Source organism: Flavobacterium sp. xlx-214, assembly GCF_013874595.1.
Lineage (GTDB): Bacteria > Bacteroidota > Bacteroidia > Flavobacteriales > Flavobacteriaceae > Flavobacterium.
In genome coordinates, this window is the sequence record NZ_CP059431.1 from 833874 (window position 1) to 850115 (window position 16242).

The window sequence follows — 16242 nt, forward strand, 5'->3', positions numbered from 1 at the left end:
CTAATTGCATTCCTCAAGACTCGAATTGCATTCCTCACAACTCAAATTGCATTCCTCAAGACTCGAATTACATTCCTCAAGTCTCAAACTGTATTCCTCGCAACTCGAATTGTATTCCTCAAGACTCATATTGCGTTCCTACTGAATCATATTGTATTGCTTCAGACTCATATTGCGTTGCTACTTAATCATATTGCATTGCTTCAGACTTATATTGCGTTGCTTCAGACTCATATTGCGTTGCTACTGACTCATATTGTATTCCTACCGAATCATATTGTATTGCTACTGAATTAAATTGCGAGATCCTGAAACAAGTTCAGAAGGAAAATTCGACTAATCGTAATAAATTCGAAGTAAAATAGGTTTTTTACTGGTATCGATTATTTTTTCTAAAATGGCAAACATTTCTTTGCTTACCATAGGGCAACCTTCGCTACGAAGAACAGGTACTAATTGCTCATCGTTTGGCATGAGCGCGTAGGTGTGCAACACTACATATCGAGTAAAAGCTTGATCGTTGGTGGTATCCAATCCATGTAGTTTGTACGATTTTCCAAAACGCCCCACATAACTGCCTCCTATCCTATAATTGCCCAACGAGGTCATGTTGCTGCCTTCGATATTGCTAAATTGCAACGAATCTTTCACAGAAGTATCCGATCCTTTTCCGTGGGCAACCAACCCTTTATGAAGTATTTTATTATTTGAAATATCGTACACCACAAATCGGTTGTAATTGCTTGGAATACGCATATCAACCAAGAAAACAACCTCTTGATTGTAAGTATCATGTTTTTGAAGAAACGATTTTGCTACAGCCAAATTCTTTTCAAATCGAACCGAAGCTTCTTTAGATTCAAAAGCATGCGGGCGAACATATTTTAGCACCAAATAAGCTCCAACTCCTAAAAGAAAAAGTACTAATAAACTACGTAAGATGATTTTTTTCATGATGAAGCAAGGGTTGTAAAATTACCGTTCGGGTTTGCTCTTTTAATTCGGGTTTATCGCGTTGGATTAAGCCTTTGGTTTCAATAAACGGATGTTGGTATACTTTTACAACGCCTGGATGACCTGCAAAAAAGCGAAAAGGAAACATTTTTTTTAGCCCGATAAAAGACATCGGAACCACAGGAATTTCAAAATCAATCGCTAAACGAAAAGCTCCGTCTTTAAATTCATCCAAAACCACTTCTTCGTTATCAGGCACGCCACCTTCAGGAAAAATACACACGCTTAATCCTTTCGATAATTTTTCGGCAGCCATAATCATGGTTCGTTGTCTGCTCACAGCACTTGATCTATCAACCAAAATACATGCTTTTTTATAGAAATACCCAAAAATAGGCATCTTTGCTAATTCTTTTTTTCCTACAAAAACAAACGGATTTTTCACCAAAATCAACATCAGCATAATATCCATCATACTGGTATGATTTGCCGTTAACATGTAACTTTTTTTAGGATCGAATGTTTGTTTGGTTATCACCGATTTTCTAAAACCTGTGCCGTAAAATATAGTGTAAGCCCAAATTCTTGCAAGAATAAAAAAGAATCGGTAAAACTTATCGGTTGATAAAGAAATAATTAAAAAAGGCGATAACACAAGAATCACGATTAATATAAGCGTGTAAAACCATAGTTTCCATAAAAACCAAACAACCTTTTTTAATAAATGCATGTATCTTTTTCTTAACGATGCAAATTAATGAATTATTGAACGAACGAATGTAATAAACCATTAAATTTGTAAAAATTTTAATTAAAAACAATGGCAAAAGTATTAACTGGAGTTCAAAGTACCGGAACCCCACACTTAGGAAATCTTTTAGGAGCCATTTTGCCTGCAATTGAAATGGCAAACGATCCTAAAAATGAAACGTTTTTATTTATTGCTGATTTGCATTCGGCAACTCAGATTAAAGACGCTAAAACATTAAAAGAAAATACATATAGTGTGGCTGCAACTTGGCTTGCGTGTGGATTAGATACCGAAAGAGTAACGTTCTACAAACAATCGAGTGTACCACAAACTTGCGAGCTTACTTGGTACTTAAGCTGTTTTTTTCCGTTTCAGCGTTTAACGTTGGCACATTCGTTTAAAGACAAAGCCAGTTATTTAGAAAATGTAAACGCAGGGTTGTTTACCTACCCTATGTTAATGGCTGCCGATATTTTATTATACAATGCTGAAATTGTTCCGGTTGGTAAAGATCAATTGCAACATTTAGAAATTACACGCGATGTGGCTTCTCGCTTTAACCACCAAATGGGCGATGTTTTTGTTTTGCCTGATGCCCGAATTGCAGAGGATATTATGACAATTCCTGGTACCGATGGTGAAAAAATGAGTAAATCGCGTAACAACTTCATCAATATTTTTGAAGACGATAAAACGTTGCGCAAGCAAATTATGGCGATAGTTACAGACGCAACTCCGTTAGAAGATCCTAAAAACCCAGATACTTGCAACGTGTTTGCTTTGTATAAATTATTAGGAACTACTGAGCAAGTTAGCCAAATGCGCGCGAATTACGAAGGCGGAAATTATGGTTACGGACACGCAAAACAGGCATTGTTTGAATTAATTTGCGAAAAATTTAAAGTAAATCGTGAAAAATACAATTACTATATGAACAACTTAGCAGAGCTTGATCGTTTGTTACAAGAAGGTGCCGCAAAAGCATCGGTAATAGCAAATGAAACTTTACATAAGGTTCGTGAGAAATTAGGATATGAATAAAAAAACCGCCACTCAAATGAGTGGCGGTTTTGTTTAGTTTTTAAAAGAAGTTAAACGCTTTTCAATAATAAATGATCCTGAAATCATAGGTGTAGTCTCTTTAACTAAGCCAACATTTTTTGCATAATGAAACTCTGAAACCAATTCTTTTTTTACTTTTTCATTCGGTTGTAATCTCCAAATGTAAGGATAAGATACATAATCCTTTCCTTCAACGTTTATAGTTTGATTGTTTTCTGATTTACAAATAACAGTTCCATAAGATTCACCTCCATAAATAATTTCTTCTTGATACGAAAAGTCTTTATCTGTTCCAGGGTGAGTTGTATACTCTTTTTGATTATTGCTTTCTCTAGGGTCTTTACCAACTGTTATTAAATGACCTTTAGAGTTAACAGAGATGTAATAGACGCTCTTGCTATTCCAAGTATTAGCGTCCACATTTTTATAAAAAGTTTCCTTTCTAAAATAATCTTTCTTATCAAATGTAAATTTATCTGTTAAAACAACTGAATCAAGGGTATTTGAAAATTTCATATTTTGAATTGAATCCCCATCATAGTTTTTATAAACCCAATAATTTCCTGTCTTAAGATTAAAGAAGTTGACTGTTTCTTCCTGAATTACTTGCTCATCATCTTTGTCACAAGCAATCAGTAAGCACATAGTTGACAAGCTTAAAATTTTTAAATAGTTTTTCATAATTAAATGTTTAAAAGTTATCATCTAATAACTAAAACATTTTAATTTTATTGTTTAATATTTCAGTTTAAACATTTTACCAGGCAACCCAATTACAACACTGTCTAATTCAAGCATCATTAATTCGGCATTTAAAGTTGCCATTTCTAACTGTGTTTGCAAAGCCAATTCATCAATATGCAACTCTTTTTCTTGTAAACATTTTAAAATAGTTTGCTGTACTGCTGAAAATTGATTGAGGTCGATTTGTTTTTTAACCTCGGTTTCTACTTTTACGGCTATCTCCTTATTCCAATTTAAATCATCAATTAAGTGATTAAAATCGTATAAAACTTGCGCACGGTTTTCGTGTATCAATCGCAAGCATCCTTTACTAAATTCATCGGTCATTCTCCCTGGAATAGCATACACTTCGCGTGCATAATCGTTCGCAAAATAAGCCGTTATCAATGAACCTCCTTTTTCGGCACTTTCAACCACCACTGTTGCTTTGCTTAAACCTGCAATAATTCTATTTCTGCGTGTAAACAATTCGGGCACATGTGTGTTAAACCCAGCATATTCGGTTATAACCAATCCGTTTTCAAACAAATCATAATACAACTTCTTATGTGCGCTAGGGTATAATGTTTTAAAACTAGTCCCCATAACACCTACCATTCCTAATTTATTTTTACGTGCTTCGGCATAAGCACAAATATCAACGCCATATGCCATACCACTAACAATTGTTGGGTTATAAGGCGCAACCGAAGTCATTAAATTCTGAACCATTTCTTTTCCGAAAGAAGATATTTTGCGTGTACCTACAACAGACAAGCAATCATTTTGTAGCAAATTTAAATTGCCTTTATAAAAAAGAACAACAGGCGCATCTGCACATTCTTTTAATAATTTAGGGTAAGCGTTGTCTAAAAACCCTACACATTGAATGTTATTTTCTTGGATAAATTGTAATTCATCTTGAATTAACGCCGAATGATGATCTTCTTGAATTAATTTTTTTATAGATGGCGGAATAGTTAATTCTAAAAAACGATCTAAAAAATCAGACTCAAAAATAGCAGTAACATCTTGGCTTGCTTCTAAAAGTTTACGGGCATTTACAACACCTAATCCATCACAAGCTAGTATTTTTAAGTAAGATGTTAAAGTTTGCGTATTCATGTATTTTTTTGATTATCATTCTTTTATAAATATAAATGATTTTTTAAATTTGGAAAACAGTGTATACACTCAAATTCAAAAAGATATTAACAACAAGCAAAAATTGTTAATAACATTTGTGAATAAATTTCTTTAAAAACTATTGATTCGTTATTTTTGCCCTATGATGATTGAAAAACATATATCAGCTTTATTGTATCGTTACCAATGTGTAATGGTACCAGGTTTTGGCGCATTTATTACCGAAACGGTTTCTGCACGTTACAATGAAACCAGTAATACTTTTGCACCACCTAAAAAAGCCCTTTTATTTAATTCATTATTACAACAAAACGATGGCTTATTAGCAAATCATATTGCTTTAGAAGAGAACATTTCGTTTAACGAAGCCGTTTCTAAAATAAATGAACAAGTTGTTTTATGGAAAGCCATTCTTGCTAAAAGCGAAACGGTTTATTTAAAAAACATTGGTGAGTTAGCTTTAAATGAGGAACAAAAAATTCAGTTTGAACCAGTAGGATCAACTAATTATTTAACCTCTTCATTTGGATTAACTGCTGTTATGGCAAATGCTTTAACAAGAGATGCGCAAAATGAAGAACCAAAAGTAATTGCTTTACCAACTGCTGTAAAACAGAAACCACGTTTACAATGGATGCGTTATGCTGCTGTATTTGTAGGTGCAATTGGTTTGTACAGTTCTGTATCAACCTATCAAGAATATGCAGTGTACCAAGAACAAAAATTGGCTGTTGAAAAAGATGTTCAAAATCAATTAGAGCAAAAATTACAGCAAGCTACCTTTGTTATTGAAGCTCCAAAAGTTGTAAAAGAGAAAGTTGCAGAAGTTGCTCAAACTTCTTTAAATCAATCAAAACCTTTTCACATTGTTGCAGGTGCTTTTAAAACCGAAGCTAAGGCGCAAGTTTTAACAAACGAATTAAAAGCAAAAGGATATGCAAATGCACGTTATTTATCAAAATCAAAACATAATATGCGCCAAGTAGTTTACAACAGCTACGCAACGCAGGAAGAAGCACAAGCCGATTTACGTGAAATTCACGAAAAAGTAAATAAAGACGCTTGGATCTTTATTACAAATTAAACAAAAAGGAGGTCAAATTTGACCTTCTTTTTGTTTAATGTTAATTTTTTTCTTCTATTTTTGTATAAAAAGTCAATTATGCAACCTAGAACTCCTAAAGATTCCATTACCATTTTAACCGATATGGTTTTACCAGGTGAAACCAACCCTTTGAACAATCTTTTTGGTGGTGAACTACTTGCCCGTATGGATCGTGCTGCAAGTATTACAGCCCGTCGCCACTCGCGTAGAATTTGCGTTACTGCTTCGGTAAACAACGTTGCGTTTAACAAGAGTATTCCTTTAGGCAGTGTGGTTACTATTGAAGCTAAGGTTTCAAGAACCTTTAGAACCTCAATGGAAATATTTTTAGATGTTTGGATTGAAGATCGTGAATCGGGTAATCGTCAAAAAGCAAACGAAGCCATTTACACTTTTGTAGCAGTTGATGAAATGGGAACTCCTGTTGAAATTCCTACAATAGAACCTGAAACCGAAGAAGAAAAAGTACGTTATGAAGCTGCTTTACGCAGAAAACAATTAAGTTTAGTTTTAGCTGGAAAAATGAAACCAAGCGAAGCTACTGAACTTAAAGCTTTGTTTCAATAATTTTAAAATCGACTTTAATAGTCGATTTTTTATTTTGTATTAACACTTCATTAAAATAGGTAGGCTACCTTTGTAAAAATTATCTAGAATGAAATTATTTTTAAAAACCATTTTGCTGGTTTGTGTAACAACTTTTACGCAACAAACCTTTGCCTGGGGCACAACAGGACACCGTGTTGTTGCCGAAATTGCAGAAAGAAACTTATCTAAAAAAGCAAAGAAACAAATCAAGAAAATTATTGGAAATCAAAAGTTAGCTTACTGGGCTAATTGGCCCGATTTTATCAAATCGGACAAAAATTTTGCTTTTGCCGATTCTTGGCATTATGTAAACATACCTGGAAATTTACCTTATAATCAATTTTTAAGCGAGTTAAACAACTCTTCTGACGAGAACATGTACAAACGTGCTTTAATTTTGATTGATGCGCTAAAAAACAAGAATTTACCTCTTGAACAACAACAACAATACCTTTACTTCTTAATTCATATTTTAGGAGATGCCCACCAACCTATGCATGTAGGAAGATCTGAAGATTTAGGGGGCAACAAAATTACAGTTGAATGGTTTGGTAGTAAAACCAACATTCACACTGTTTGGGATTCTAAATTAGTTGATTATGAAAAATATAGCTATACAGAGTATGCAGAAGTTTTAAATATTCTATCAAAAAAGGAAATCAAAAAAGTACAAGAAGGTACTTTAGAAAACTGGATTTTTGATTCGTATTCATTATCAAACAATATTTATAGCGAAGTAAATGAAAACCGTAATTTACGATATGAATACCATTATTTAAACAAAAACAATGTAGAACAACAGCTTTTAAAAGGCGGTTTGCGCTTATCTAAGGTTTTAAATGATATTTATAAATAAAAAAAGAGCGTTTTAAAAACGCTCTTTTGCTTTTGAATAATTTATTAACGCCCACCTCTGGTCATTCCGCCACCTGATGAACTTCTACCGCCGCCCATTGAACCACTACTACGGCTCATTGAAGGGGCTGAAGATCTGCTCATACTTGGTGATGAACTACTACGCATTGATGGAGATGAACTTCTACTGAAACTTGAATTAGATCGGCTACTAGACTCTACATTTCTACTTGGTTGAGAAACTCTAGAAGAACGCTCAATTCTTGAGTTAGATGGCGCAGATTCTACTCTATTAGTACTTCTGCTAAATGTACTTGAATTATTTCTACTTGTTGAAATTCCAGAAGAACGATCAGATGATCTTAATGAACTTGCATTGCTGTTTGATCTTGATCTTGAAAACTCTTCTGTTGAAACACGCTGGCGACCAGTTGATAATTCAGAACCTCTTCTATTATTTGATATATTTCTATTATCTAAATTATGTGTTCTGCTAATGGTACTACCGTTATCGCGCCCAACTGTTTGTGAACCTCTTGTTCTTGTATCGTTTCTATTAGTATCTAAAGATCTACGATTAGTTGCATTGTTATTACGACTAGCAAATGATCTATTTGGACTTTGACGCTCTAATGAATTTCCTCTTACACTGCTGTACATTCTATCAGATCTAACTAATCTTCTGTTATCTGTATAAGAATATCTGTTTCTATGATCTATGTGCGAATATATATGGCTGTGGTAGCTAAATATAGGCATTGGTCTCCAATAGCTGTAATACGTTGGGTAATATCCCCAATACCATGGTGAATAATACGGACGGTACGTTGCTAACCAAAACATATCAAAAAACACAGGTGTTGAGTAATAATATGGCTCATAAATGTAGTTTGAACCATAAAGATATGAGTTACCTACAATTTGTACTTGAACTGATTTATTACGTTGACGCTCTAACTCTATTGTTGCAACATCTTGAAATTGATCTTGCCCCATTACAGCCTGTACTACAATAACACGTACATTGCCTTCACCAACCTCAACAACTCTTAAATAATCAACATAACCATCGTTATTTAAATCTAAGTTTGATATTTGTGCCGATGGATCGTTTAAGCGTCTCTCAAAATCTTCCAAATCTCTAGATTCACCAAAAATAGATGCTACCGCTTGTAAATCTAGATTATCAGAAATATCATAATTCTGAGCTGTAACAGTTGCATTGCCACTGTTGTATTGCGCATTGGTAACCCCTGCGGTTAACATTGCTGCTGCTATTAATGCGAATCTAAATATTTTCATTTTTTTATGGATTTAGTTATTTACATTTTTAAATTATCAAGTTCTGTGCCAAAGTTACATTTCATAAAAAAAGACCTCAAATTGAGGTCTTTATCTTTTAAATTTTATTCTTATTTCTTGGTAATAAGAAATTCTGATCTACGGTTAATTGCATCTTGCTCTGGCGTACAACCTGCACCACAATCAACTTTTGGCTGGCTTTCACCATAACCACGAGCTTCTAAACGAGCAGCATTGATTCCTTTAGAAACAATATACTGCATTGTAGATCTTGCACGTTGGTCTGATAATTTTAAGTTGTAAGCATCAGATCCTTTGTTATCAGTATGCGATTCAATTTTAATATGCATACCTGGGTTACGTTGTAAAATTTGAACCAATTTGTTTAATTCAAATGCGCCTTGCTGTGTAATATTTGATTTATCAAATTCAAAATAAATATCTCCTAAAACAATTTTTTGATCAACAATAATCATTTCAATTGGACGTAAAGCTACATCAATTGGATATTTACCATCGCCCCATTTCTGTAATTCTACATCTTTGCTTTCATATCCTTCAGCGCTTACTTGTAATGCAAATACTTTATTACAATCGGTATCATAACGAACAATTCCGTAAGAATCGGTAAAACGTGTTTCAATGATGTTTTTATCGTAATCTAAAATAGCAACTTGTGCATCTTTTAAAATAGCTCCTGTTTTTTGATCAGTCACTGTAACTACCATTTCGGTAACACAAACAGGACGAACTTTATAGATATCATCTCTATTTACACGGTTGGTAGATAAAAATCCAACTCCTTTATCTGAATAATACGACAAGTGAAAATCGTCTTTAGCCGTATTGATTGGATCACCAATATTACGAACTTTAGCGTTTTGATCTGTTAAATCAAACATATACAAATCCAAACCACCAAAACCTTTGTGCGCATCAGAAGCAAAAATTAATTTACCGTCGTCTGAAACAAAAGGGAATGATTCACGGCCTTCGGTATTTACAATTGTACCTAAATTCTCAGGCTCTCCGTAAGTTCCATCTTCGTTTAAAGCAACTCTCCAAATATCCATATCACCTACCGTTCCAGGCATATCTGATGCAAAATACAACATTTTCCCGTCCGGGGTTACAGCTGGGTTACTTACCATATAATCAGGTGAATTAAATGGAACTGGTTCAATATCTTTCCATTTCTTTCCACTGTATTTAGCACGGTAAACACTTACTTTTCCTTTCTTTAAACGATTTTTCTTATCTTTTTCATATTTACCACCACGGAAACTTTCTGTAGCAAAAAACATGGTTTGACCATCTTCTGTAATAGTTACAGGTCCATCATGATGCTTAGTATTTAACTCATCAACGGGTTTAATGTCTTTGAATTTTTCTTCATCTTGAACATAAGTAGCAGCATAAACGTTTAAGAAAGGCTGATCATTCCATCCGTATTTTTTCTTAGACTCATCGCGTGCCGAAGCAAAATAAAGTGTATTATCTTTAGTTAAAATTCCTCCAAAATCAGAAAACTGCGAATTGTTCATTCTACTATCTTCAAATGTAAACAAAGCTTCTTGGCTTCTTAATTGAGGAATGTAATCTGGATCTTTTAAAAATTCAATTGCTCTAGAATCTTCTGGTTTTAAATCGGCAAACTTCTTCATAATTTTATTAGAAGTTTCATAACGCCCACTAGCCTTTAACATTTGAGCGTATTTAAAAAACACCTCAGCGTCTTGGTTTGGGTTGCCTTCAATAGCTTTAGCATACCATTTAGCAGATTCAACTGTATTGAAAATATGATAATAACTTTCTGCTAATTGTAAAATAACGTAATTGTCTGACTTTTCACCACGAACCAATTTTTTATATTGTTCAGCCGCTTCAACATATTCTAAACGTTTAAACAAAGCATCAGCATGTTTTAAACGCTCTTGAGGTGTGCTTATGTAAGCAGTATTTTGAGCCTGCGCAGTAAAAAGAGTACCAATTAATAAAAGGGATAAGTATATTTTTTTCATAATTATTGTTTAGACCATTAGAAATAACGAGGAGAACTTGATACTTTTTTCTTGTAGAAAACATCAAATAAAACAATTACTTCATGAGAACCGCTTGTTTTGTAACTTAAATCTGATGTAATATAATCATAAGCATATCCAATTCTTAATTTTGGCGTAATTCTATAGTTTACCATAGCTCCAAAAGAATCTTGTAAACGATACGTAACTCCAAACTCTAATTTCTCTCTATATAAAGTGTTTAGTGATAAATCTGCAGAAAGAGGAGACTCTACAGCCATTTTTAACATAGTTGAAGGCTTTAACTTCCAATCGTTGTTTAAATCAAAAACATATCCTCCTGTTAAAAACATATGCACTACATCTGTACCAAACTTTCTGTTGTTTTTCTCCATATAAGTATTTTTTAGGAAATTAGGCACACTAAAACCTACATAATATTTATTGGTAAAATAAAACAATCCCGCTCCTGCACTAAACAAAGTCTCGTTCGAATCTTGTGAAAAAGCAATATCATTTTCATCAAAAAGAGTATTATTAATTTGACTAAACAAACCAATTTCTTGCATGGTTACCCCACCTTTAACTCCTAATGCCAAACTATGCCCTTTTCCTAAACGGATTGTATAAGAAACATCTGCAAAAGCACTATTTTCTGTAACTGGTCCAATTTTATCATTCACAAAGGACACTCCCATACCTAAATTTTTAGCAACAGGTGTATGCAAAAAAGCAGTACCTGTAGTAGGAGCCCCATCAACACCTAACCATTGCGATCTATATAAAATACCCGTAGATAAATATTCATTAATTCCCGCATATGCAGGGTTAATAATACTTTGGTTGTACATATACTGTGTATAATGAGGATCCTGCTGAGAAAAACCCTTCAATGTTCCAAGTAAAACACAGACAACTGCAACAATACTTTTATTTAATTTCATAAGGACAAATTTATATTACAAATATAATTTATTTAATTTTTTAATACCAAAAGACTTTGACTGTCTTGTCATAAAATCTACTTCTGTTAAGAAATTACTAAAATAACAATATTAATTTAATATATTAAAAAAAAATATTCATTATTTAAAAAAACTATTCTGCTGCTGTATTTTGTAGTGCAACAATACAATCAAAATTAATAAATTTGCATAAAAACATTTTAATTCTTATAAAAATAACAAATGTTAGAAAAAGAAAAAGTTTCTTACGAAAAAGCTGTGTTAGTGGGCATTATTACTCAAAATCAAGCTGAAGATAAACTACAAGAATATTTGGATGAGTTGGAGTTTTTAACTCAAACTGCGGGTGGTGAAGTTGAAAAAAGATTCACTCAAAAAATGGACAAACCCAATCCTAAAACTTTTGTAGGCACAGGAAAATTAGAGGAAATTAACCTATACATCAAAGAAAATAAAATTGATACGGTCATTTTTGATGATGAATTAACGCCTGCGCAACAAAAAAACTTAGTTCGTGAATTAGATTGCAAAGTACTTGATAGAACCAATCTTATCTTAGATATTTTTGCACAACGTGCGCAAACTTCCTATGCTAGAACTCAGGTAGAATTAGCTCAATTCCAATATCTATTACCTAGATTAACAGGAATGTGGACGCACTTAGAACGTCAACGTGGCGGAATTGGTATGCGCGGACCTGGTGAAACCGAAATTGAAACGGACAGACGTATTGTTAGAGATCGCATTGCTTTATTAAAAGATAAATTGCGTACTATTGACAAGCAAATGGCGGTTCAAAGAGGCAATCGTGGTGCTATGGTACGCGTTGCTTTGGTGGGTTATACCAATGTAGGAAAATCGACTTTAATGAATGCCATTGGAAAAAGCGAAGTTTTTGTTGAAAATAAACTTTTTGCTACATTAGATACTACAGTAAGAAAAGTAGTCATTAAAAACCTTCCTTTTTTGTTATCAGATACTGTTGGTTTTATTAGAAAACTACCTACACAGTTGGTTGAATCTTTTAAATCTACCCTTGATGAAGTACGTGAGGCCGATTTATTATTGCATGTGGTTGATATTTCTCATCCCGAATTTGAAGATCATATTGAATCTGTGAATCAAATTTTAAAGGAAATCAAAAGCGATGATAAGAAAACCATCATGGTTTTTAATAAAATTGACGCTTACAAAGCTGAACATTTTGATGAAGAAGATTTAATGATAGAGCGTTCTTCCAAACATTATTCAATTGATGAATGGAAAAACACATGGATGAGTAAAGTAGGTGAAAGCAACACCATTTTTATATCAGCAACAGAAAAAGACAACTTTGATGAGTTTAAACACAAAGTATATGATGCAGTACGCGAAATTCATTTAACACGTTTTCCATATAACAATTTCTTGTATCCAGAATACGAAGAAAATACTGCTAATGAAGAATAAAAAAAGAGGCGTATGCCTCTTTTTTTATTTACTTATTCTAGATCTAAGAACTTTAGATATTTCAACACCTGAGTAATTTTTAGTAAGCTCATTAATCATATCTGTTAAAGATTTACTAGCATCTTCTTTATAATTATTCAGTTTTACAATATTATTATAAATTGAAGTAGCCTCTCCTGCATCTTTGAAAGAAGTTTTACCAATATTTCTTGAAAGCCACTTTTCCTTATCTTTATTTTTATTAAACTTCTCTAAATCTTTAATATTATTAAACTTTCCGTAAAACTCTTGTTCCATCACATCTAAATCTTTTAATGTACTTGCAACATTTCTTGAATGCTCAACATAAGCTGCTTCATATTTCAGATATAAAGGATCATTAACAATTGACATATTTTGTTGTCCATACATTGCTGAACTAGCAATAAAAAGGATGATATAAACTACATTTTTCATTCTTTATACTTTAAGGATTTATATAAAATCTATTTTATCTCATTCATTAATTGTATCCAATCTTGATACTCATAATTCTTAGTTTTTATGTTTAGAAAATAAGTTCCTGAAGGCAATAAATTTCCATTTGAATCTTGACCTCTCCATTGTCTCTTATAACCTTTCCCGTGCTCAAAAACAACCTTTCCATATCGATTAAACACTTTCAACTCAACAACGTTATTATATGTTAAATCTAAAACATCATTATCTCCATCTCCATTTGGTGAAATCCCTTTAGGATAACTACAATTTTCAACAAATAAGATAAATGATTTTACATCCTCACATTCATATTCATTTGTTTTCTTAATAGAAACTCTATAGAATCCAACTCTATTAATTAACTGTCCTTCTTTTGGTTGTGGTAATGTTTCTACAACAGCATTTGCATCTTCATCTAAACGTTCTAACTTATAATAAAACTCTTCATCTGTTAAAGGTGGTAATGTATACTCACTACATAAATTTACATGCTTAGGTACTTTTACCTCAACTGGCACTTTTAAAATTTTAATTGGAACTATCTCAAAACACTCTTCTAAACGACCTTCTATACGCATCCAAACTTTATTCTCTCCCCTTTCAATAGGAAAATCTCTAGCTGCTGTTATTCTATTTTGCTTATTAATAGCATCATCTTCTGTTTTATAATAGAAGAATTTTAACAGATTTGCGGAAGCCCCTCCTTGATTATCAATAACAATCTTATTTAATGTTAGTAAATCAAATGTATTTTGATCTTTATCACAAACTATTTGTTGCTCTATATCTAAATCTTTTAAATCAATATCAGGTGAAAAAGTAACACAATAGCAATCAGTTTCCTGCTTAATACAACCATCAATAATTAATTTAGAACAAATAACCGTCTGTTCAGATATAGTTACATCCTGAGTTAATCCATTACCTACATATGCTCCATTAGCATACCATTCAAGTCTCCATAATGGATCTCCTGATGGTCCAAAACGCCAAGATTCATTTCTTGCATCAAAATGTTGCGCATTTCTAAGTGGTGCAGCATATGCAACTGTTCCTGTAGAGTTATTAATACCAACAATTCCTTTACCTCTATCATCATAAGGACAACCATCATGTCTTTCAATATTTATATCAATAACATTTGTTGTTTCATGCAATACTATTTGACTGGTTTGGCTGTTTTTCTCCAATAAAGCGCAAGCAGTTCTATCTAAATCATATGCTGGCATATTTGCTAAACTAATAACAAAAACTCTACAAGGAGCTGTACCATAAACAGCATAATTAATACTACTATATGGATAAGGTTTTCCTGTAATAGGATCTGTACCAGCAGGTGAAGAACCATTAGGCCCAGTAGTTATGTGGTAATGAAAAGCTACCCCCAGAACAGAATTTAACCAACCTGCACTTGCTAAAGAACCTGGCCCTCCTTTAGGTATAGGATTCATAGGATCCGTTCCATTACATCCATTTGGACAGTTAGCACCAGGTGGTTGTGTATCTGAAACAGCTCCTTTAAAATTAGTACCATCAGTAAAATTAATTACTCCATTAGAGTGTACTGAAAGTTTTTTAAATTTTTTATCAAAGAAACAAAATTCAAAAGGTAAATCAATATCGGTTGCAGCACGTTGATCAATTGTTACAGCAACCTCAGCTCCTCCGCGATATGGATAAGGCTCATAAGGTATTGATTCTACTGTATAACGATCTGTCTTGTTTAAATAATCTACCTTTAAATCTGGAGTTACAGTAACCTTTTTATCAACACACACTATATAGTGGTCATTACCATCTTCATAATAAGGCTGCTTTGGTATAGTAATATCAAAACAATCAACATCAACTGGAACGCATTGTGAGCTACCTTCAAAGTAGCTTAATAGCATTAAAAAGAAGAGTATTTTTCTAAACATAATGATTAAATTAATATAATAATTCGTTAAATTTAGAAAAATACTTTGAAAAAAAAAATTAAAACATATAATTTAACCCTACGCCTAAAGTATGACGGGTTTGAAATCCTTTATAAGCATTGTCATCATATAGGGTTTGAAATGTCAAATTCGTAGAAATATACTTATTTACTTTCAATACTGCATTAATTTGGTAATCTAGGTCAACATTTTGCGGATCTTCTAAATAATTGGAATACAAGTTTAAAATATTCTCAATTGTAAAGTTTTCCATTACTTGTACTTTGTAATAAGCGTTTAAAGAAGCACCAAATTCAAAACGCATGTTTTTTCCTTGTTCTACTCCAAACGATTCACCCAAGTCGGTAAAATGTTTATGTACAAAAATAAAACGTGCTGTTGCTGGTGCAATATTTACTTTTAGGTTATCGCTTTTTTTCCACAGCATACCTAAACCTGTTTGCCAATAAGCTGGCGACATGAAATGAGAAATTTTCTTGGTTTCATCTTTAGGGTCTAAACCTGTATCAAACTGGGTTTTAAAATTTGTGAATGCAGAGTAGTACCAATCGCCTTTTGCTTTTTTACCTAATACCGAATTAATTTCCAAACGGTCATCGGTTTTTTTCTGCTCTTCACCTTTTAATTTATTGATACCGTATGATGCAATAAACTTATTATCCCAAACCCAATCGTTTTTTTTGTAGTTAACGTCGTAATTTAACGATCCGTTAAGCGCAAGGTTATTGGATCCACCTGCTTGCCATTGTGAAAAACTAGATTGGCTACCTAAAATAGCAATGTTTCCTTTTGCAATCCAAGTGCTATCGGTAACAACAGCAGGCGTTTCTTGTGCATGTACAACTTGTACTCCTAATAAAGGAAGTACTAATAAGAAATTTTTCATAACATTTTTATTTAT

General features: G+C 32.9%; 15 protein-coding genes. 5 read left to right on the forward strand and 10 right to left on the reverse strand.

Annotated features, from left to right (window positions below):
- Positions 1-336: 336 nt before the first annotated feature.
- Positions 337-954, reverse strand: a complete 618-nt coding sequence (locus tag H1R17_RS03910) for a murein L,D-transpeptidase catalytic domain-containing protein (RefSeq protein ID WP_163431440.1) — start codon at positions 952-954, stop codon at positions 337-339.
- Complete coding sequence (locus H1R17_RS03915) at positions 932-1684, reverse strand: 1-acyl-sn-glycerol-3-phosphate acyltransferase (RefSeq protein WP_163431441.1); 753 nt, start codon at positions 1682-1684, stop codon at positions 932-934. The genes H1R17_RS03910 and H1R17_RS03915 overlap by 23 nt, the downstream gene beginning before the upstream one ends.
- Positions 1685-1774: 90 nt before the next feature.
- On the opposite strand from H1R17_RS03915, the gene trpS reads away from it, so the two are divergent.
- A complete protein-coding gene (trpS, locus tag H1R17_RS03920; RefSeq protein ID WP_163431442.1) occupies positions 1775-2746 on the forward strand; it encodes a tryptophan--tRNA ligase in 972 nt (323 codons plus the stop codon).
- Between the two features lie 33 nt (positions 2747-2779).
- On the opposite strand, the gene H1R17_RS03925 is transcribed toward trpS, so the two are convergent.
- Complete coding sequence (locus H1R17_RS03925; protein WP_163431443.1) at positions 2780-3448, reverse strand: hypothetical protein; 669 nt, start codon at positions 3446-3448, stop codon at positions 2780-2782.
- Between the two features lie 54 nt (positions 3449-3502).
- Positions 3503-4615: a DNA-processing protein DprA gene (gene dprA / locus H1R17_RS03930; protein WP_163431444.1), complete on the reverse strand. Its 1113-nt coding sequence runs from the start codon at positions 4613-4615 to the stop codon at positions 3503-3505.
- Positions 4616-4757: 142 nt separating this feature from the next.
- Here dprA and H1R17_RS03935 point away from each other — a divergent pair, with 142 nt between their 5' ends.
- The 3 genes from H1R17_RS03935 (at position 4758) to H1R17_RS03945 (ending at position 7185) form a co-directional block, all read left to right on the forward strand.
- Positions 4758-5720 carry an SPOR domain-containing protein gene (locus H1R17_RS03935; RefSeq protein ID WP_163431445.1) on the forward strand — a complete coding sequence of 321 codons (963 nt, stop codon included), beginning with the start codon at positions 4758-4760 and terminating at the stop codon, positions 5718-5720.
- 78 nt (positions 5721-5798) lie between these two features.
- Entirely contained in the window at positions 5799-6308 is a 510-nt protein-coding gene (locus H1R17_RS03940; RefSeq protein WP_163431446.1) for an acyl-CoA thioesterase, read from the forward strand.
- A gap of 88 nt (positions 6309-6396) precedes the next feature.
- Positions 6397-7185, forward strand: coding sequence for a S1/P1 nuclease (locus H1R17_RS03945; RefSeq protein ID WP_163431447.1), 789 nt, complete (start codon positions 6397-6399; stop codon positions 7183-7185).
- A 44-nt stretch (positions 7186-7229) separates the two neighbouring features.
- Here the strand turns inward: H1R17_RS03945 and H1R17_RS03950 are convergent, their stop codons facing one another.
- From H1R17_RS03950 to H1R17_RS03960, 3 genes are all read right to left on the reverse strand, one after another.
- The gene (locus tag H1R17_RS03950) at positions 7230-8486 is read right to left on the reverse strand and encodes a hypothetical protein (protein WP_240453332.1); all 1257 of its coding nucleotides are present in this window, start codon (positions 8484-8486) and stop codon (positions 7230-7232) included.
- Between the two features lie 110 nt (positions 8487-8596).
- Positions 8597-10507, reverse strand: coding sequence for an OmpA family protein (locus tag H1R17_RS03955; protein WP_163431448.1), 1911 nt, complete (start codon positions 10505-10507; stop codon positions 8597-8599).
- A 17-nt stretch (positions 10508-10524) separates the two neighbouring features.
- Positions 10525-11451: a type IX secretion system membrane protein PorP/SprF gene (locus H1R17_RS03960; RefSeq protein ID WP_163431449.1), complete on the reverse strand. Its 927-nt coding sequence runs from the start codon at positions 11449-11451 to the stop codon at positions 10525-10527.
- A gap of 243 nt (positions 11452-11694) precedes the next feature.
- On the opposite strand from H1R17_RS03960, the gene hflX reads away from it, so the two are divergent.
- Entirely contained in the window at positions 11695-12921 is a 1227-nt protein-coding gene (hflX, locus tag H1R17_RS03965) for a GTPase HflX (RefSeq protein ID WP_163431450.1), read from the forward strand.
- Between the two features lie 24 nt (positions 12922-12945).
- On the opposite strand, the gene H1R17_RS03970 is transcribed toward hflX, so the two are convergent.
- From H1R17_RS03970 to H1R17_RS03980, 3 genes are read right to left on the reverse strand one after another with little or no spacing between them, the layout of a single operon-like run.
- Positions 12946-13377 carry a hypothetical protein gene (locus H1R17_RS03970; protein WP_163431451.1) on the reverse strand — a complete coding sequence of 144 codons (432 nt, stop codon included), beginning with the start codon at positions 13375-13377 and terminating at the stop codon, positions 12946-12948.
- A gap of 29 nt (positions 13378-13406) precedes the next feature.
- Complete coding sequence (locus H1R17_RS03975) at positions 13407-15320, reverse strand: gliding motility-associated C-terminal domain-containing protein (protein ID WP_163431452.1); 1914 nt, start codon at positions 15318-15320, stop codon at positions 13407-13409.
- A 58-nt stretch (positions 15321-15378) separates the two neighbouring features.
- A complete protein-coding gene (locus tag H1R17_RS03980) occupies positions 15379-16227 on the reverse strand; it encodes a DUF3078 domain-containing protein (RefSeq protein WP_163431453.1) in 849 nt (282 codons plus the stop codon).
- Between the last annotated feature and the right edge of the window lie 15 nt (positions 16228-16242).